This is a genomic window from Caproiciproducens sp. LBM24188 (assembly GCF_054130445.1).
In genome coordinates this window covers 2,720,175-2,739,296 of the sequence record NZ_CP196862.1, presented here as the reverse complement: position 1 = coordinate 2,739,296, position 19,122 = coordinate 2,720,175, and the positions used below count along the sequence as shown (strand labels likewise).

Annotated in this window: 19 protein-coding genes; 15 read left to right on the top strand and 4 right to left on the bottom strand. The window is 51.4% G+C overall.

Annotated features, from left to right (window positions below; genetic code table 11):
- Nucleotides 1-40: 40 nt before the first annotated feature.
- Entirely contained in the window at nucleotides 41-733 is a 693-nt protein-coding gene (locus ACSVDI_RS12885) for an N-acetylmannosamine-6-phosphate 2-epimerase (protein ID WP_457943464.1), read from the bottom strand.
- 439 nt (nucleotides 734-1,172) lie between these two features.
- Between ACSVDI_RS12885 and ACSVDI_RS12880 the strand changes: the two genes are divergently transcribed.
- Nucleotides 1,173-2,495: a GH1 family beta-glucosidase gene (locus tag ACSVDI_RS12880; RefSeq protein ID WP_457943462.1), complete on the top strand. Its 1,323-nt coding sequence runs from the start codon at nucleotides 1,173-1,175 to the stop codon at nucleotides 2,493-2,495.
- 15 nt (nucleotides 2,496-2,510) lie between these two features.
- Entirely contained in the window at nucleotides 2,511-3,596 is a 1,086-nt protein-coding gene (locus tag ACSVDI_RS12875) for an electron transporter RnfD (RefSeq protein WP_457943461.1), read from the top strand.
- Nucleotides 3,597-3,734: 138 nt separating this feature from the next.
- On the opposite strand, the gene ACSVDI_RS12870 is transcribed toward ACSVDI_RS12875, so the two are convergent.
- Nucleotides 3,735-4,565, bottom strand: coding sequence for an undecaprenyl-diphosphate phosphatase (locus ACSVDI_RS12870; RefSeq protein ID WP_457943459.1), 831 nt, complete (start codon nucleotides 4,563-4,565; stop codon nucleotides 3,735-3,737).
- A gap of 27 nt (nucleotides 4,566-4,592) precedes the next feature.
- A complete protein-coding gene (locus ACSVDI_RS12865) occupies nucleotides 4,593-5,651 on the bottom strand; it encodes a lysylphosphatidylglycerol synthase transmembrane domain-containing protein (RefSeq protein WP_457943458.1) in 1,059 nt (352 codons plus the stop codon).
- A gap of 511 nt (nucleotides 5,652-6,162) precedes the next feature.
- Between ACSVDI_RS12865 and ACSVDI_RS12860 the strand changes: the two genes are divergently transcribed.
- The 11 genes from ACSVDI_RS12860 to ACSVDI_RS12810 all read left to right on the top strand — a co-directional run bounded on the left by ACSVDI_RS12860 (nucleotide 6,163) and on the right by ACSVDI_RS12810 (nucleotide 17,196).
- Nucleotides 6,163-7,941, top strand: coding sequence for an AMP-binding protein (locus ACSVDI_RS12860; protein WP_457943457.1), 1,779 nt, complete (start codon nucleotides 6,163-6,165; stop codon nucleotides 7,939-7,941).
- An 87-nt stretch (nucleotides 7,942-8,028) separates the two neighbouring features.
- Nucleotides 8,029-8,985: a beta-ketoacyl-ACP synthase III gene (locus ACSVDI_RS12855; protein ID WP_457943455.1), complete on the top strand. Its 957-nt coding sequence runs from the start codon at nucleotides 8,029-8,031 to the stop codon at nucleotides 8,983-8,985.
- Nucleotides 8,986-9,017: 32 nt separating this feature from the next.
- Nucleotides 9,018-9,965 carry a nitronate monooxygenase gene (locus ACSVDI_RS12850; protein ID WP_457943454.1) on the top strand — a complete coding sequence of 316 codons (948 nt, stop codon included), beginning with the start codon at nucleotides 9,018-9,020 and terminating at the stop codon, nucleotides 9,963-9,965.
- A gap of 41 nt (nucleotides 9,966-10,006) precedes the next feature.
- A complete protein-coding gene (gene fabG, locus ACSVDI_RS12845) occupies nucleotides 10,007-10,747 on the top strand; it encodes a 3-oxoacyl-[acyl-carrier-protein] reductase (RefSeq protein WP_457943453.1) in 741 nt (246 codons plus the stop codon).
- Nucleotides 10,748-10,775: 28 nt separating this feature from the next.
- Nucleotides 10,776-12,020: a beta-ketoacyl-ACP synthase II gene (gene fabF / locus ACSVDI_RS12840; RefSeq protein WP_457943451.1), complete on the top strand. Its 1,245-nt coding sequence runs from the start codon at nucleotides 10,776-10,778 to the stop codon at nucleotides 12,018-12,020.
- Nucleotides 12,017-12,448, top strand: a complete 432-nt coding sequence (gene accB / locus ACSVDI_RS12835; RefSeq protein ID WP_457943449.1) for an acetyl-CoA carboxylase biotin carboxyl carrier protein — start codon at nucleotides 12,017-12,019, stop codon at nucleotides 12,446-12,448. The genes fabF and accB overlap by 4 nt, the downstream gene beginning before the upstream one ends.
- Nucleotides 12,449-12,524: 76 nt before the next feature.
- The gene (gene fabZ, locus ACSVDI_RS12830; RefSeq protein ID WP_457943447.1) at nucleotides 12,525-12,941 is read left to right on the top strand and encodes a 3-hydroxyacyl-ACP dehydratase FabZ; all 417 of its coding nucleotides are present in this window, start codon (nucleotides 12,525-12,527) and stop codon (nucleotides 12,939-12,941) included.
- A 19-nt stretch (nucleotides 12,942-12,960) separates the two neighbouring features.
- The gene (accC, locus tag ACSVDI_RS12825; protein WP_457943445.1) at nucleotides 12,961-14,325 is read left to right on the top strand and encodes an acetyl-CoA carboxylase biotin carboxylase subunit; all 1,365 of its coding nucleotides are present in this window, start codon (nucleotides 12,961-12,963) and stop codon (nucleotides 14,323-14,325) included.
- 75 nt (nucleotides 14,326-14,400) lie between these two features.
- Nucleotides 14,401-15,285, top strand: a complete 885-nt coding sequence (gene accD / locus ACSVDI_RS12820; RefSeq protein ID WP_457943444.1) for an acetyl-CoA carboxylase, carboxyltransferase subunit beta — start codon at nucleotides 14,401-14,403, stop codon at nucleotides 15,283-15,285.
- Nucleotides 15,264-16,049, top strand: a complete 786-nt coding sequence (locus ACSVDI_RS12815; RefSeq protein ID WP_457943443.1) for an acetyl-CoA carboxylase carboxyltransferase subunit alpha — start codon at nucleotides 15,264-15,266, stop codon at nucleotides 16,047-16,049. Before accD ends, ACSVDI_RS12815 begins: the two co-directional genes overlap by 22 nt.
- A gap of 289 nt (nucleotides 16,050-16,338) precedes the next feature.
- On the top strand, nucleotides 16,339-17,196 hold the full coding sequence (locus ACSVDI_RS12810; protein ID WP_457943441.1) for an AraC family transcriptional regulator: 858 nt from the start codon (nucleotides 16,339-16,341) through the stop codon (nucleotides 17,194-17,196).
- 51 nt (nucleotides 17,197-17,247) lie between these two features.
- On the opposite strand, the gene ACSVDI_RS12805 is transcribed toward ACSVDI_RS12810, so the two are convergent.
- Nucleotides 17,248-17,748: a metal-dependent transcriptional regulator gene (locus ACSVDI_RS12805; RefSeq protein ID WP_457943440.1), complete on the bottom strand. Its 501-nt coding sequence runs from the start codon at nucleotides 17,746-17,748 to the stop codon at nucleotides 17,248-17,250.
- A gap of 160 nt (nucleotides 17,749-17,908) precedes the next feature.
- Between ACSVDI_RS12805 and ACSVDI_RS12800 the strand changes: the two genes are divergently transcribed.
- A complete protein-coding gene (locus tag ACSVDI_RS12800; protein ID WP_457943439.1) occupies nucleotides 17,909-18,145 on the top strand; it encodes a FeoA family protein in 237 nt (78 codons plus the stop codon).
- A 216-nt stretch (nucleotides 18,146-18,361) separates the two neighbouring features.
- Nucleotides 18,362-19,114, top strand: a complete 753-nt coding sequence (locus ACSVDI_RS12795) for an alpha/beta hydrolase (RefSeq protein WP_457943437.1) — start codon at nucleotides 18,362-18,364, stop codon at nucleotides 19,112-19,114.
- The last annotated feature ends 8 nt before the right edge of the window (nucleotides 19,115-19,122 follow it).

Below are 19,122 nucleotides of genomic sequence, written 5' to 3'. Positions count from 1 at the left end.
GTGATTTCTTTCCTTTCCACTTGCTGGCTGGGAATTTTACTTAACCGCATTGAATGTAATTTACAAAGCGCTCCGTAATGCTTTGGGGCCTTGTAATGGCGGTACCGACCACGGCAGCCCAAACGCCGGTATCCAGTGCGCTTTTCAGCTGTTCCGGGGTCCATATGCCGCCCTCGGCGATTATCGGAATGCTCAGCGTATCCACGTATTGCTTCATCAGTGTATAGTCCGGGATTTTTGTGCCTTTGGTATATTCGGTATAGCTGCACAGGGTCGTGCCGACCAAATCAAAGCCCAGCTCTTGTGCCTGAACCCCTTCCTCATAGCAGGAGGTATCTGCCATGAAAAGCTGGTCAGGGTACTTTTGACGGACCTCTTTAAAAAATTCGGATAACGTGCGGTGGCCGGGGCGCATTCTTTTGGTTGCGTCCATCGCGATAATTTCCGGACCGGCTTGCACAAGGGCATCGATTTCCTGCATGGTAGGCGTAATGTAAACCTCACTGTCATTATAGTTTACCTTGTACAGGCCAATGACCGGCAGGTTTACTGTCTTTTTGATTTCGATAATATCAGATGGCGTGTTTGCACGGATTCCAACGGCCCCACCCTGAAATGCCGCGAGCGCCATTCTGCTCATAATAAATGAGCTGTGAAGCGGTTCGTTTTCCAGCGCCTGACAGGACACAATCAAACCATGCTGAATGCGTTTTAACACTTCATTTTTGTCCATTCTATATCTCCCCGCATATTCCATTCATGTTGCAAGTACCTCGTGTAGCCAAAACCGGCGGGCCGGCTTTTTTTACCTTCTTTAACTTAACGCATCGGCGCAGCAAAATCAAGCTTTGTCCACCGAAAAATTTCGACCGGAACATTGTCTTTCCTGAACAATAGAAATGCTTTGCAAAAGATACCCCGCGTGATGAAATTCCGCGGGATATTTTTTATATTTGAAAATGTTCAACTTTGAAAATTCATCCGTCCTAGGAATTTTCGCTTTGTGATGGTTAGATGCGAAATCGGTTAAAATTCACGATTTTTCAATCGAATTTTTGGTTTTTTCCAACGGCAAAATTCTTTTTTGCATTATTTACACCACTTTTTCGTCGTGCTATAATGAGCTTAATTTGTGCAATTTGAGGGAACGGAAAGAGGGGTTCAAGGCCTTTATGAAGAAAAAGTTTGTATGGGGCGTCGCCACATCGGCGTATCAGGTGGAAGGAGCCGTCCGCGAAGACGGAAGAACACCGAGTATTTGGGATACATTCTGCGCACAACCGGGCAAAATTGACCACGGGGACACCGGGGAAATTGCCTGTGACCATTACCACCATTACAAGGAAGATATCCGGCTGATGAGTGAACTGGGAATCGACAGCTACCGGTTTTCGATTTCCTGGCCGCGCATTTTTCCGGAAAAAGGGCGCTACAACCCTGACGGAATGCGGTTTTATCAGAATGTCATTGCAGAACTGAAGAAATACGGAATAACCGCCGCCGTTACGCTTTACCACTGGGATCTTCCACAGTGGGCGGAGGATTTGGGAGGCTGGCTGAACCGGGAATGCGTGGACTGGTTCGAAGAATTTGCTCGTAAATGCTTTGAAAAGCTGGACGCGGACGTTTCCATGTGGATTACCCACAATGAGCCGTGGTGTGCCTCGTTCCTCTCCTATTATATTGGGGCACATGCGCCCGGAAAGCATGGCCTGGAACAGGCGATGATTGCCGCGCACCACATGATGCTTTCGCATGGACGTGCGGTGCGGGTGTACCGCGCGATGGGCGGGAAACATCCCATCGGAATCACGCTGAATTCTACCCCGGTTTACGCCGCAACCGACACTTTTCCTGACCAGTTGGCTCGTTCCATGCAGGAAGGCTACCAGAACCGCTGGTTCCTTGACCCGCTGTTCCGCAAAAGCTATCCCACTGATATGGCGGCACTGTTCGCGGCGCAGTGCGGGACTCGGTTTGCTTTTCTTCAACCCGGGGATTTGGAATGCATTGCCGAACCGATTGATTTTATCGGGCTGAATTTTTATTCCCACTGCTATGTGAATTATGACCCGGCCTCTCCGATTCTCATCGGGCACCCGGAAACGGACTATCCGAAGACCGACATTGGCTGGGATATCCATCCGGAGGCGCTGGAAAGATTGGTGCGCGACACGCGTGAATATACCTCTATACCAATTTATATTACAGAAAACGGTTCCGCGTGGGATGACCGAGTGGAAAACGGGTGCGTGCACGACCAGGAGCGGGTGGATTACCTGCGCCGCCATTTGGAAGAAGTGGATCACCTGAATCAGATGGGGCTTGGAATTCAGGGCTATTTCAGCTGGTCGTTTCTGGATAACTTTGAATGGGCCAATGGGTATTCCAAACGGTTCGGTTTAGTTTATGTGGATTACAAAACACTGAAGCGCATCCCGAAAGACAGCTTTTATGCCTACCGCGACTGGATTCAGGCGTTTCGAAAACGTTAAAAGAGGGTGCTATTCTTGCAGCTTACAAAATTCATTACCGAAAAAGAACAAATTGTTTTTCCCAATCACCCTGCGCTGCAGTACTGCGGGCGCATCGATTTCGATGTTCCTGACGCCCCGGTGTTTGTTTACCCCTATACGTCGGTAAAATTCCGCTTTACCGGAACACGGGTCAAAGTTCTGCTGCTGAACCGCAGGCAGTGCTGGGACAACTACGTAGGGGCCCTTTTGGACGGCAAGCTGATAAAGCTGCAGATACCCGAGCACGGCACGACCGTATGCCTTACACTGGGGGAGAACCTGAAAGACGAAGAACATGAAATTTTCTTCTTTAAATGTATGGATTCCTGCCATATCTTTACGCTTCAGGGATTTGTTGTGGACAAAGGGGCGCTGATTTCCGCCCCCGCTCCGCTGCCACAGCGAAGAATTGAGGTGTATGGCGATTCCGTTTCCGCAGGGGAACTGTCCGAAGCAGTGCAGTACACCGGGCAGCCGGACCCCGAACATCACGGCGAGTACTCCAATGCTTGGTATTCCTATTCTGCCATGACGGCGCGCAAGCTGAATGCTCAGCTGCACGACATCGCCCAGGGTGGAATCGCTCTGCTGCACGGAACCGGGTGGTTTTGTGGCCCGGATTATGTGGGCATGGAGGAAACCTACGATAAAATCGAATATAATCCGGAACTTGGCACGCTGAAGCCATGGAATTTCCGCCGCTATACGCCGCATGTTGTGATTGTGGCTTTGGGGCAGAACGACAGCCATCCGGAGGATTATATGAAGGAAGATTATTCTTCCGCACGGTCGCAGAACTGGCGGGCACACTATGCAGCCTTTGTCCGCCGGCTGAGAGAGCTTTACCCCCGCGCACTAATTATCCTTTCCACCACCATCCTAAGCCATGACGAAAGCTGGGACCGTTCCATTGAGGAGGTCTGCCGAAGCCTGAACGATCCGAAAATCGTGCACTTTTTGTACCGTAAAAACGGCTGCGGAACGCCGGGCCATATTCGGATTTCGGAAGCAGAGGAAATGTCCGACGAACTCAGCGAATTTATCCGTTCATTCGGCGAAGAAATCTGGCGGGACGAATAAAGAAGCGCCTACGATGAAATGCTGCTTGTGCCGCGTCAACAATGAAAGGGTATTGCAAAATGAATGTAAATTCATTTTGCAATACCCTTTTTACTAAGAAGTTTTTCGCGAGCCTGCATGACAGCTGAGTCGTTCGTATTATGCCGGCGTGCGAAGCATAAAGTACAGCAGCACAATCGCGCCGAGTACGATTCGGTAATACCCAAACACTTTGAAGTTGTGCTTTTTAATATAGCCCATCAGGAAGCGGATGGCAAAAATAGAAACTACAAAGGCTACCACCGAACCGGTCAGCAGAACGCCAAGCTCTAAGGAACTGAACGCAAAGCCGAATTTAAGCAGCTTAACCAGGCTGGCACCGAACATGACCGGAATCGCCAGGAAAAAGGTAAATTCTGCGGCAACACTTCGGGAGGTACCCAGCAGCATTGCACCGATGATTGTTGCGCCGGAACGTGAGGTGCCCGGAATCAGCGCAAGAACCTGGAACACGCCGATCAGCGCCGCAGTGCGGTACGAAAGGGCGGATTCGCTTCGGATGAGTGGGGATTTTCCCCGGTTGCGGTTTTCAATCCACAGGAACAGAATGCCGTAGACAATCAGTGTGATGGCAACGGTAACGTAATTATAAAACAGCCGGTCAATTTCATCATCAAACAAAACACCGATGATTCCGGCCGGAATGCAGGCCACCAGAACCTTACCCCAAAGGGTAAAGGTTTCTTTTTTTTGAATTGCCGTCTTGCGGGAGGAAAACGGGTTGAGTTTGTGGAAATATAATACCACAACGGCCATAATTGCGCCAAGTTGGATGACCACCAAAAACATTTCCTTAAACGCAGGCGACAGGTCCAATTTGATGAATTCATCCGCCAGAATCATGTGCCCTGTGCTGCTGATGGGAAGCCATTCCGTCAACCCTTCAATAATGCCCAGTACAACAGCCTTTAAAAATTCAATAATTACCAAGCTGATCCCTCACAGTTCTTTGTTAATTCAATCGATGTTTTCCGTTTCCGGGTTTTCCGCCTCCCGCGGTTTCAGTTTTTTTGCCCCGACGAAGGTTATGATTGCGCCGAAGAGAATATTCACATAAAATGTTGCAATGCGCCACAGCGCGATGGCGGGAACGATGGTGTTCCCGAAAAACTCCCGGAAGAAGAGGTAGAATCCGCCTTCCGCACCCCCGGTGGAACCAGGCAGGGGGATGAACGAAGCGGCCATGGTAACAAACGTATCCGCCGCAACCATGATATAAACGGGTTCGCCGCGCAGGTTAAAACTGCGGTATACAAAATAGGAAATCAGGCTCGCAATCGTAATCTGCACCAGAGTCAGAGAAATGGCGAAGGTGTAGAGCGGAAGGCTTTTCCCCATTTTTTTAAAACTGCCGTGGAAGTTTTCCAAATCACTGTGTACGATGGTATAGCATTTTTCTGCCCACTTGTTCATCTTCAACCGTTTCAGCAGGCGGACAAGCGCATTTAAAATGGAATTGGTGAGCCTTTCATTGATAAGGAACAAGATGACAGAGAAAATAAAAATGCTGTTGGTAAACAGCCCGAACAGCGCAACAAACGAGAAGTTGGAAACTCTTGTCTGGAAGTAGCTCAGTTCAAACGCCACCAGCACAAAGGCATAAACAAAAGTGACTGCATGGTGAACCAGAGACTTTACAGCGATGACCGAAGACGCAGTTCCGGTATCCATACCCTGCTTGACCATGCAGTATACTTCCATGGGTTCCCCTGCAGAAAAGGGGGTGATGGAACTGTAAAAAAATCCAACCATGGCAATGTAAAAAGACTGGCGGAACGTCCAATCCGCTTTTAAATGCTTGCAGAACAGGTGAATCACATAGACTTCCAAAAACCACCCCGCCAGAACGCCGGCAGCAATCCAGCAAAGCCAGACCGGTTTTAGGTGAAAGAAAATATGACGAAGGCTTTTTATGCCGCTTTCCGTTTGCAACAGAAAAGTTAGAAACCCTATGGAAAACGCAATAGTAATAGCCGCGAAAATATTTTTTCCACGGTTTGATTTCTTTGTTTGCATAAACATCCTCATAAGAGAACAGCTGAGGTAATTTTATTTCTCCGCGCGGCGGCACGGCGCAGGCTTGCCCGGATGGGCGGGCACCGCCTTGGTAAAAAACTGCGCAGCTGATTTCCCTATGCAATTTATTTATTGTCATTTTAAGCTATTGCCTATTATACAACATTTGCGTAGAGAAGTAAGGTAAAAAATGAAAATTTTCTGTTACGGTTCTGTTTGGGCGAATCGTTCTGTAAAAATGTTACATTTGTAAAACTGACATGAAAAGTGCCTAAAATACAATAAGTATTTATTGATTTATACGAAATTAGACGATTTTATTTACAGGTATTCTAACAAAACTTGTTATTTAAAAACATCAATGATATAATATAATAATTAAAACTACGTAATATAATATCGTTTAATATAAAAACGATTGGTTGATTCCAGCATCCCATTCAGGGCGCAGGTTTTTTTATGCGACGGATTATCCGCCTATCATAAATCATCTGGAAGAGAGGGAACCGACATGCAGAAAATACTAGAGAATGCACTGGACGACACCGTGGGAGGGCTTTTAGACCGCGTCGCCGCCACCTATCCGGACCGCGAAGCGATTAAGTACATTGACCGCCCTTACCGCAGAACCTGGAAAGAATTCCGCGAGGAGTGCGACCGTGTCGCCAAAGGCTTCCTGGCCATCGGAATTGGCAAGGGGGACCATGTTGCCGTGTGGGCAACAAATATTCCAGAATGGCTGATTACTCTGTTTGCCACAGCGAAAATCGGCGCCGTGCTGGTTACGGTCAACACCAATTATAAAATTTATGAACTGGAATACCTGATGAGGCAGTCGGACGCCAAAGCGTTGGTTTATATGGATGGCTTTAAGGACGCGGACTACATTGCAACGCTCAACCAGCTTTGCCCCACACTGAAGAACAGCAAACCTGGTGAACTGAAGGAACCCAAACTTCCATTTTTAAAGTCTGTGATTTACGTGGGCGAAAAACAGGTTCCGGGAACCTATAATTTCAAGGAATTATACCAATTTGCGGATCAGGTCAGCGATTCGGAATACGACAAAGTGCGCGCTTCCCTTGACCCGCACGATATTGTGAATATGCAGTACACCTCCGGTACGACCGGGTTCCCCAAGGGCGTCATGCTGACGCATTACAATATTGTCAACAACGGAAAGGGAATCGGCGACTGCCTAAAGTTTACGCACGAGGATAAGCTCTGCATCCCCGTACCGCTGTTTCACTGCTTCGGGCTGGTGCTGGGCGTTATGGCCTGCCTGACGCATGCTGCCTCCATGGTTCCGCTTGAATATTTCCGCCCCATTTGGGTGCTTCAGGCCCTGCAGAATGAGGAATGTACTGCGGTGCATGGGGTTCCCACCATGTTCATTGCCGAGCTTGGCCACCCGGACTTCAAAAAATTCCATTTTCCAAGGCTCCGTACCGGCATCATGGCCGGTTCGCCCTGCCCGGAAAAGGTAATGCGCCAGGTCATTGAGGAAATGGGCATGAAGGAAATTACGATCACTTACGGGGAAACGGAAGCATCCCCGGCCTGCACCATGACGACGACCGACGATTCCCTGGAAGCGCGCGTCTGCACCGTCGGCCGGGTCCTGCCGGGAGTGGAGGCGAAGATTATTGACCCCGCCACCGGCAAAATTCAGCCGCCTAACGTTCCGGGCGAGTTTTGTTCGCGCGGCTACAACACCATGAAGGGCTACTATAAAATGCCGGAGGAAACCAAGCAGGCAGTGGATGAGGATGGGTGGCTGCATTCCGGGGACCTTGCCACGGTGGACGAACACGGGTACTTCCGGATTACCGGAAGGATTAAAGATATGATTATCCGCGGGGGAGAAAATATTTATCCAAAAGAAATTGAAGAATTTATTTATACTCACCCGTCGGTGGAGGATGTACAGGTCATTGGCGTGCCTAGTGAACAGTACGGGGAAGAAATCATGGCCTGCATCATCGTAAAAAAGGGTGCCAGCTTGACGGATGAGGAAATCCGGGATTATGTTCGCACCCACATGGCACGCCATAAAGTGCCGGCTTATGTGTGGTTTATGAAAGAATTTCCGGTTACTGCGAGCGGTAAGGTGCAGAAATACAAGCTTCGTGAAATGGCGAAGCAGGAAATTTTGAAACGCTCCGAGATTTTGGAAAATGTCGAAAAAGAAATACGAAAAAAGGTAAAATCTTGTCGTTCTAATGCGTTTTCCACAAAGGCACCTGCTGTAAAGCTTAAAAATTCTCTAAAAAGCAGAATAAAAAAGTGATATAATAAAGCCGTCCCGTTTTGACGGTTTAAACCGGAAAAGTCTATAGTCACTGAACTGCGTGAAAAAACAATTACGGAGGTAGAAATGAGCTTTAAAATTATCGGCACCGGAAGTGCCCACCCGGCCCGTTCCGTTACAAACGACGAACTGGCCGTCTTTCTGGATACGTCCGACGAGTGGATTTATTCCCGCTCGGGAATCAAAAGCCGTTATATCTGCACGACGGAAACGATTCTGGATATTGCGGAGCAGGCCGGACAGGCCGCCCTTGAAAATGCCGGAATTACGGGAGATGATCTGGATTTGATCATCTGCACCACCGTCCGCGGGGACTACATTACGCCTTCCATGGCCTGCGTGCTGCAAAAAAGACTGGGTGCGCACTGCCCTGCTTTCGACCTGAACGGCGCCTGTTCCGGCTTTATTTATGCGCTGGACGTGGCAGCGGGCTTTTTTGCGCGCAAACGTGTTAAAAAGGTTTTGGTGGTTTCCAGTTGCAACATGTCGAAGCTGCTGGACTGGACGGACCGGAGCACCTGCGTGCTGTTCGGCGACGGGGCCGGCGCGGTAGTGCTGGGGGAGGGCGACAACCTTCTTTCCATTCATCTTTCTGCGCAGGGCGATCCGGACGTGATGTTTATTCCGAATGTCAGCGGAAATTCCCCGTTCAACCGTACGCCAAAACCTGCGATTGCACTGACCATGCACGGCCAGGACGTCTATAAATTCGCAGTGAACGCGATGGCCCATGACCTGAAACTGGTTATTGAGGAAGCCGGTCTGGAACAAAAGGACATTCACCATGTTCTGCCGCATCAGGCCAATATCCGGATCATCAATACGGCAATCAAACATCTGAATATTCCGGAAGACCGCTATCATACCAATATTGAAACACACGGGAACATATCTTCCGCCGCAATACCAACCCTGATGGACGAACTGAACCGCGCAGGCGTGTTCCACAGCGGGGAATACCTGGCGCTTTCCGCGTTCGGCGGCGGACTGACCACCGGGGCATGCGTGATTCGTTGGGGTTAACCCACCAAGAAACTGGAAAAGAGGATGCGAAAATGATTCGTACACCAATCTGTGAACTGCTGGGCATTGAATACCCGATTATACAGGGTGGAATGGCATGGGTGGCAGACGCTTCCCTCGCGTCTGCGGTTTCCAACGCGGGCGGGCTCGGCGTAATTGCGGGAATGAATTCCAACGCGGAACAGCTCCGTGCGGAAATCCGCAAATGCAGGGAAATGACAGACCGTCCCTTCGGCGTGAACGTGATGCTGATGAGCCCCTTTGTGGAGGAAGTGGCGCGCACGGTAATTGAGGAGCATGTCCCCGTGCTGACGACCGGCGCCGGAAACCCTGGAAAATATATGGCGGCCTGGCTGGAAGCAGGGATAAAGGTACTTCCGGTGGTCGCTTCCACTGGCTTTGCACGCCTGGTGGAAAAACGCGGCGCCTGCGCGGTTATTGCGGAAGGTGCGGAAAGCGGCGGGCATATCGGCGAACTGCATACCATGGCGCTGGTGCCTCAGGTATGCGACTCCGTGAAGATTCCTGTGCTGGCCGCGGGCGGCATTGCCGACGGCAGAGGAATTGCTGCGGCGCTGATGCTCGGCGCGGATGGCGTTCAGGTAGGCACGCGCTTTCTGGTGGCAAAGGAATGCACCATCAGTCAGGTGTACAAAGACAAGGTGCTGAAGGCAAAGGACATTGATACCATTGTAACCGGAATTCGCACGGGTGATACCGTGCGTTCCCTGAAAAGCAATTTTTCCCGTACATTTGCGAAGAAGGAAAACGATCCTTCCATTACCAAAGAAGAGCTGGAACGCCTTGGAACCGGCGCGCTGCGCCTTGCCGCGCGGGAGGGGGACGAGGCCAACGGATGCTTTCTCGCAGGGGAATGTTCCGGGTTAGTGAATAAAGAGCAAACGGCAAAAGAAATGATTCAAGAGATGTTCCTAGAAGCGGAACAAATTTTAAAAGGTGCTTCCAATCGGATTCGGTAAAGATCCGGAAGAAGCTGGCCACGATAAAGGAGGAATTCATTTTGCTGCAGGGTCAGGTGGCAGTGGTTACCGGAGGTTCCCGCGGAATCGGCCGGGCGACTGCATTAAAGCTGGCGGAAAACGGCGCGAATGTGGCGGTTGTTTACGCGGGAAACGAGCAGGCGGCGCAGGAGGTTTGCGCGCAGGCATCGTCCGGCTCCGTTACGGCGCGGGCATACCGCTGTGATGTTTCCGATTTTGACGCGACCAAAAATTTGGTGGAACAAATTCTTGCCGATTTCGGAAGAATCGACATTTTGGTAAATAATGCAGGCATTACACGCGACGGACTGGTTCTTTCCATGAAAGAAGAGGATTTTGATGCAGTGGTGGCAACAAACCTGAAAGGCGCGTTCCACATGATTAAGCACTGCTATTCCCACTTCATGCGCAAGCGCTCCGGGCGGATTATTAATATCAGCTCCGTTGCGGGGCTGACCGGCAACGCAGGGCAGGCAAACTATTCCGCGGCGAAGGCGGGCCTGATTGGCTTGACCAAAACCGTGGCGAAGGAACTGGCCGGGCGCGGTGTTACCTGCAATGCCATTGCGCCGGGATTTATTGAAACGGATATGACTGCAGCGGTAAACGAGAAGGCGCGGGAGGCCATTCTTACCGCTGTGCCGATGAAACGCGCCGGAAAGCCGGAGGAAGTTGCGGAACTGGTAGCTTTTCTTGCCGGGGACGGTGCGCAGTATATTACAGGGGAAGTCATCCGTGTGGATGGCGGTCTTTGCATTTAATGAATAGGTATTTACAGGGAGGCTTAAAATGAAGCGAGTAGTTGTAACCGGTTTGGGTGCCGTTACCCCCGTCGGCAATGACGTGAAATCGTTCTGGAAAAACCTGTTGGCTGGGACCAACGGCATCGACTATATTACCAAGTTCGACCCCTCTGACAGTAAAGTGACGATTGCCGCCGAAGTGAAGGATTTCAACCCGGCGGATTATATGGAAAAAGCCTCTGTGCGGAAAACCGACCTTTACGCGCAGTATGCGATGGCCGCCGCCGTGCAGGCCATGGAAGACAGCGGGCTTGACGGCAAGGTTGCCCCGGAACGCCTGGGTGTTTATATTGGCTCGGGTGTCGGCGGAATGAAAACTTTTATTGAGGAATGCACTACTCTGCTCGAAAAAGGACCAAAGCACATTTCTCCGTTTTTCATTCCGAAGATGATTGCGAATATCGCGGCGGGAAATGTGGCCATCCGCTTTCACGCGCAGGGTCCGTCCATGTGTGTTACCACAGCGTGCGCCACTTCCGCAAACGCGATTGGAGAAGCGTACCGCGCGATTCGCCACGGCTATGCCGATGCCATGATTGCGGGCGGCTCGGAAGCAACCGTCAATGCGCTGACCATCGGCGGATTTGCCAACTGTATGGCCCTGACCACTGTGAACGACCCGTCCTGTGCTTCGCTTCCGTTTGATAAACGCCGTGCCGGATTTGTTCTGGGAGAAGGCGGTGGTATTCTAATTCTGGAAGAATATGAGCACGCGGTGAAACGCGGCGCGAAAATTTACGCAGAACTGGTGGGTTACGGCAACACCAACGACGCATACCATATGACTGCGCCCCAGCCGGATGCCATCGGTGCGACCAAAGCCATTGAGCTGGCCGTGCAGGAAGCCGGGATGCCGCGCGACGCACGGCTGTATATTAACGCACACGGCACGGGTACGCCGCTGAATGACAAAACGGAAACGCTGGCGTTCAAGAACGCGCTGGGCGAACAGGCGAAACATGCACTGATCAGCTCCACGAAATCGATGACGGGGCATATGCTGGGCGCAACGGGCGCAGTAGAATGCATTGCCTGTGTGCTTGCCATGAAAGACAGCATCGTGCCGCCTACTATTAATTATCAGGAGCCCGACCCGGACTGCGACCTGGATTACGTGCCGAATACGGCGCGTAAAGCAGAGTTGGATTATGCGCTTTCCACCAATCTGGGTTTTGGCGGCCATAATGCCTGCCTGATCTTTAAAAAGCTGGAAGGGGGCGCCGCTTTATGAACCTGAAAACCGTTCGCTCTCTGATTCAGGTTATGAACGAAGGCGGCTTGACCTGTGTGGAAGTCACCGAGGGAGAAACCAAAATACGATTGGAAAAGCAAACCGCAGCGGCAGCTGCGGTTTCTGCCGTGCCGGCTGCGGTTCCGACCGCGATTTCAGAGTGTGTGGATCAGCCGGCGGCGCCCGTTTCCGCTTACCGGGAAGTGAAAAGCCCGATGGTCGGCGTGTTCTACGCCGCGCCGTCTCCGGAAAGTGAACCCTATGTGCAGGTGGGCTCTAAAGTGAGCAAGGGCGACGTTCTTTGCGTGATTGAAGCTATGAAACTGTTGAACGAGCTGAATGCAGACACGGACGGCGAAATTGTAGAAATCTGTGCGCAAAACGGGCAGGTTGTGGAATACGGTCAGACCTTATTTAAATTGCGCTGAAAGGCTGTGGGCGTTTTTCCGCGCGGAACGACCTTTGCTTACATAAATAAATGCGCGGAGATACGGAGGATTTTTTATGAACCGGGAAGAACTGAAAACGATCCTTCCGCACCGCGAGCCGATGCTGCTTGTAGATGAAGCGGAATTAAAAGAGGAAAATTTAGCGGTTGGAAGCTATACCGTAAAGGGGGACGAATGGTTCCTGCAGGGGCATTTCCCCCAGCGGCCCATTGTGCCCGGCGTGGTTCTGTGCGAAATGATGGGGCAGATTTCCAGCGTGCTGCTTGCAGAGCAGGTACGCGGCAAACTTCCGCTTTTTACCGGTTTGGATAAAGTGCGTTTTAAGCACCCGGTGGTTCCGGGCGACACGCTGATGGTGGAATGCAGCCTGCTTAGAAGCCGGCCACCCTTTTATTTTATCCAGGCGAAGGGGACGGTGAATGGAAAACTGGCGGTCAGCGCGGAACTTTCCTTTGCCCTTACATCACAGTGAGAGAAAAGGGGTGGAAACCTTGTTTTCAAAAATTCTGATAGCCAACCGCGGGGAAATTGCCGTGCGCGTCATCCGCGCCTGCAAAGAAATGGGAATTTCCACAGTTGCCGTGTTTTCCGAAGCGGACCGGGAAGCGCTGCACGTCTGCCTGGCGGATGAAAGCGTCTGCATTGGGCCTGCACCGGTAAAGGACAGCTATTTGAACTGCACGGCGATTCTTTCCGCCGCTATAGCGACCGGTGCCGAGGCGATTCACCCGGGGTACGGCCTGCTTTCGGAAAACGCGAAATTTGCCGAGCTTTGTGCGCAGTGTCATATTGCCTTTATCGGCCCGCCTGCGGAAGTCATCTCGAAAATGGGCGACAAGGATATGGCGCGTAAAACCATGCAGGCCGCCGGCGTGCCCGTCATTCCGGGCAGCGCCATGGTAACCGACGCGGCCCAGGCTGCACAGGAAGCGGAACGCATCGGCTACCCGCTGTTAATTAAGGCCCGCAGCGGCGGCGGCGGTCGCGGAATCCGCATGGTAAACTGCGCGGAAGAATTTGAACAGGCGTTTCGTCTGGCTTCCTCCGAAGCGCAGACCGCTTTTGGGGACGGTGCTGTTTATCTGGAAAAATACCTGTTCCCCGCAAAACATATTGAAATGCAGATTTTATGCGACCACCAGGGAAAGGTCGTTGTTCTGGGGGAGCGCGAATGTTCGGTTCAGCGGAAACATCAGAAGCTGATAGAAGAAAGCCCCTGTGCCTTGCTGAGCGAAAAAACGCGCGAGGAAATGGCGCGGGCAGCGGAACAGGCGGCTCGTGCAGCGCATTATGTAAACGCCGGGACCATTGAATTTTTGCTGGACCGGGATCAGAATTTTTATTTTATGGAGATGAACACCCGAATTCAGGTGGAACATCCCGTTACGGAAATGGTAACGGGCATTGACCTTGTAAAGTGGCAGATCCGTATTGCCGCGGGGGTTCCCATCTCTTTCGACCAGAAAGACGTCCAGGTGGAGGGCTGCGCGATTGAATGTCGCATCAATGCCGAAAATCCGGCGCTGAACTTCCGGCCAAGCAGCGGGAAAATCACGCTGCTGCACACGCCGGGCGGCCCCTGGGTCCGGTTCGACACCGCGCTGTATCAGGACTATATGGTTCCTCCTTTTTACGATTCCCTCATTGGCAAGCTGATTGTTCACGCGCAGACCCGGGAAGAAGCGATTCGCAAAATGAAGGCGGCGCTCTGCGAACTGGTTGTGGAGGGCGTGGACCACAATGCCGATTTGTATCGGAATCTTTTATGCGAACCGGATTTTCAGTCCGGAAATTACGACACCGGTTTTCTGGAAAAGCTGGAGAAGGCGGGTAAAGTTTCAAAACAGACTTTTTAAACTGGAAGCTTCGCTTTCGGCGTTCGGCCGAACCGGCCGAAGCCTCCGGCTTTCTGCGAAAGGATGGTCTTGAATATGTTGAATCGCAATCTGTTTAAACAACCGAAAAACGCCTTGGAATCCTATGACCGTCATGTGAAAATCCCTTCGCCGGACGCGCCGGATCAGATGTGCGTTTCCTGCCCGGACTGCAAATCTATTTTGCTGACCGAGGATTTAAGTGAGAACTTCAGCGTTTGCCCGAAGTGCGGGTATCATTTCCGCATGAATGCCCGGCAGCGCATTGATTTGATTGCGGACGCCGGTTCCTTTCAGGAAATGGATGCGCAGATGCGTTCCTCGAATCTACTGGGATTTCCGAATTATGAAAAAAAACTCTGGCACGCGCGTCTGGAAAGTGCGGAAAACGAGGGCGTGGTATGCGGTACGGCGAAGATTGGCGGCAATCCGTGCGGCCTGTTTGTGATGGAGCCATATTACATGATGGGCAGCATGGGCACCGTGGTGGGGGAAAAGATTACACGGCTGTTTGAGTATGCGACCGAGCACAGCCTCCCGGTTGTGGGGTATACGGTATCCGGCGGGGCACGCATGCAGGAGGGGATTTTATCTCTGATGCAGATGGCGAAAACCAGCGGAGCTGTCAAACGCCACAGCGACGCGGGCAATCTTTATATAGCAGTATTAACCGACCCGACCACCGGCGGTGTGACCGCCAGCTTTGCGATGGAAGCGGATATTACGCTGTCCGAACCCAAGGCGCTCATTGGGTTTGCCGGCCCGCGCGTCATTGAGCAGACCCTTCGCCAGCGGCTTCCGGCGGGATTCCAGCGAGCAGAATTCGTATTTGAAAAAGGATTTTTGGATGATATTGTGAAGCGCCCCGACCAGAAGGCTTACCTCGCAAAGCTTCTCGCGCTTCACGGGAAGGGGGACCCATGGAAGCATACGACAGAGTAACGGCCGCCAGGGCCAAGGGCAGGCCCACCGGTTTGCAGTATATTCAGACGATTTTTTCGGATTTTATCGAGCTGCATGGGGACCGCCGGTTTGGCGATGACCCGGCGATTGTGGCCGGTGTGGCGCAGCTGTGCGGAATGCCGGTCACGGTGATTGCCCATGAACGCGGAGGGGACACCAGGGAAAAGGTGCGCCGCAATTTTGGCATGGCGCATCCGGAAGGCTACCGCAAGGCACTTCGCCAAATGAAGCTGGCGGAAAAATTCGGCCGTCCGGTGGTCTGCTTTGTAGACACTGCCGGCGCCTACTGCGGCATCGGCGCGGAGGAACGCGGGCAGGGTCAGGCGATTGCGGAAAATCTGATGGAGATGATGACCCTGAATACCCCGGTGATTTCTATCCTGATTGGGGAAGGCGGCAGCGGCGGTGCGCTGGCACTTGCGGTGGCCGACGAAGTCTGGATGATGGAAAACGCGGTGTACTCGGTGATTTCCCCAGAGGGCTGTGCCAGCATCCTTTGGAAAGATAAATCCAAAGCGCGGGAAGCCGCACGCTGCCTGAAAATGACCGCGCAGGACCTGCTGCAGATGAATGTGGTGGAACGGATTATTCCCGAAGCCGAACGCAGCTTCAGCCAAATCTGCGACGGCCTTCGCAGCGACCTGTTGGAAACGCTCCGGCGGGAAAAGGAAATGGAGCCTGCTCTGCTGCTGCAGAAGCGTTACGAGCGCTTTCGCCGCATCGGAAGTCCGGATGCGGATTAAATCAATGTGAAGAAAAGCGGCTGCAAAAGCGCCGCGTCAGTTCCCCGAATTAGGCGGATTGACGCGGCGCTTTCTTAGCAGAAAGATATTTGTTTTACTTAATCCACACCGTAAATTTCACCGTTCGACGATTCCAAACGAACATGATAGAATAAAAAGGGAAGGCAGCGGCATTCAAAGGAACAAAACCGAAGGTCCTTTGGATAGAATGCCGACAAAAGTGAACACAAAAAATCGGGCGGAACCGTTTGAAAAGAGATAAGATAAAGACACGACAGGAGTGGTGGCTATGGGTTGGATTGAAGGAATCGGCGACGCAATCCGCTATATCGAAGAAAATATCACGGAGGACCTTACCGTAGAGGAGATTGCAAAAAGGGCGATGGTGTCTCCGTTTTATTTTCAAAAAGGCTTTGCCATGCTCTGCGGCTTTACGGTCGCGGAATATATCCGGCGGCGCAGGCTCACCCTTGCCGGCAGTGAACTGGTGTCCACGGATGCAAAAATCATCGATATTGCGCTGAAGTACGGCTACGATTCACCGGACAGCTTTACTAAGGCGTTTACTCGATTCCATGGCGTAACCCCCACGGCTGTCCGAAAGGACGGGGCAATGATCCGGTCGTTCGCCCCGCTCAAAATCAAATTTTCTTTGGAAGGCGGTTATATCATGGATTACAAGATTGTGGAGAAAGAATCGTTTACGGTTATGGGCGTGTCCAAAACATTTTCGTATGACGACGCAAAAACGAAGATTCCGCAGTTTTGGACGGAACATTATCAAACAGGCAAAGGAAAATTTGTTTGCGGCATGTACGGCGTGTGCATGGAGGAAAGCAAGGGCTCCGATACGTTTGAATATTTGATTGCAGACGATTATAATCCGTCCGAGGAAGTGCCGGACGGATTCATCACAAAGGTGATTCCAAAGCACACCTGGGCCGTTTTTGCCTGCAAGGGTCCAATGCCTAAGGCACTGCAGGAGGTAAATGAAAAAATTTACTCGGAATGGCTGCCCAACTGCAGAGATTATGAAATCGCGGCGGGGTACAACATTGAACGGTACACCAACGTCGCGGATTATCCGAAAGGCAATGAGGATGAAAACTATTACAGCGAAATTTGGATTCCGATCCGTAATAAATAATCGCGTGAACCGGGCCGGTCCACGCCCCGGTTTGCCGGAATGAATCCCCTGCTATGTATTGCCCGCACCGTCTGCCGGATTTTCCCGTGCTTTAAGGAAATCTCGGTAGCGGCTGCGGGCTTCGCTGTCTTCCTGAAAGAAAGAGAGAAGCGCGTCCAGCCGCAGGACGGTATCGTGATTGACGGAATGTTCAATCAGCTCTGTTTCCTTCAGCGTGTCGGTAATGCCGATTAAGTGAAGAAAATTCTCAATGATATTATGGCGCTGCAGTAAAAATGCTCCGATGTCTTTGCCCTTATCCGTCAAAAAAATAATGTCGTAGCGGTCGTATTTAACATACCCAAGCTCGGAGAGCTTATAAATCATTTTTGAGGTGGAAGAGGGCTTGACATGCAGCACTTCGGACAGCCGCCCAACCCGGGTATAACCCTCTTTACTGCACAGGCGGTAAATCATTTCCAGGTAATCCTCCATTGCTGGGGTAAGCTGTCCGCCCTGCTGGCTGAGCATTTGGTATCCCCTTACGGTATGAAACTGGCGGTTGTTATCCATAAAATCCGACCCTCTTTCGATGGAATATCCATCGCTTTTCATCAAATCTTGTGCGATATTACATTATATTCGGAACATTTTCCGTTTAGTAACATAGATTAGTCACAGGAAAACATTTCATACAGAGCTACAAATTTAGAAAAAGTTGAGGTGAACGCAGTTGCAGCGAAAGGAAATCCCATTGAATGAAATTCCGGTTGGTAAGGTTGCAAGCGTTTCATCATTGACAGCGGACGGAGCAACTAGACGTCGTATGCTTGACCTCGGCGTTGTCGGCGGTACGAAAATCGAACCGCTTTATAAAAGCCCCTCAGGGAATCCGGTGGCTTATCTGATTCGCGGGGCGGTTATCGCCCTTCGTTCCGACGTTTCCGCACAAATCATGGTGGAGGCTTGAATTTTCGGGTGAATGCGCAGCCGGCGCAAGGCTGCAGACTGACTGGCTGCGTATGATACGCCCGTTTTACATAGTTTGGCCACCGTTACCAATGGTTGAAACCCTCAATTTTTCTTATTGATAATTATATGAACATATGGTAAAATCTGTCAGTAGTATTGCTTACCCACTCATTCGCAAATCAGCTGATGGGTGGCGGGGAAGGATGTGTAATTCATGGTACTAACTGGCAGTGTTTATTCCAAATCAATCGATGTTGACACCTGGCTTTCCGTGGTTTATCCCGACCGGAGCAACAAAAGCGGCCCGCCTAAGGTGGCCTATATGCTGCACGGTTCCACAGGGAACAGCACGAACTGGGTGCAGAACACGCTTCTGCCGCTGTATGCGCAGGAGTACAACGTAGTATTCATTATGCCCGAGGTAGGCAACACCTGGTATCGGAACATTAAGGACCGCGGCAGCTATTTTACCTATATTGCGGACGAGCTGCCCGAGCTGGTTTACAAAATGTTCCGCGTTTCTCTGGAGCGGGAGAATGTCGCCATCATGGGCAACTCCATGGGCGCCTACGGTGCGTTGAAATGCGCGCTTGCCCGTCCGGACCAGTACTGGCTCTGCGGGGCGTTTTCCACCGCGTGTGTGGGAATCCGCGAGTATTTGGCGGAACTAAGGCAGCAGAAAGATGCCATTGAAAACCCGAATATGCGCTCAGTATTCGGTCCTGAGCTGGCGTGTGAAGACAGCGACGACCTGCTGAAGCTTGCGGAGAAGGCTGCGCAAAACCCCTTAAATCCATCCATATATATGACGATTGGCGCCAATGACTTTCTCTACGAAGCCAACATACAGTTCAGTGATTCCCTGAAGGAGCTGCCGCTGGACTTTACCTTTGAAAGTTGGAGCGGCGGCCATGACTGGCATTTTTGGAATCAGTCGCTCAAATCCATTTTGGACAAGTATTTTTAATTCTGCCG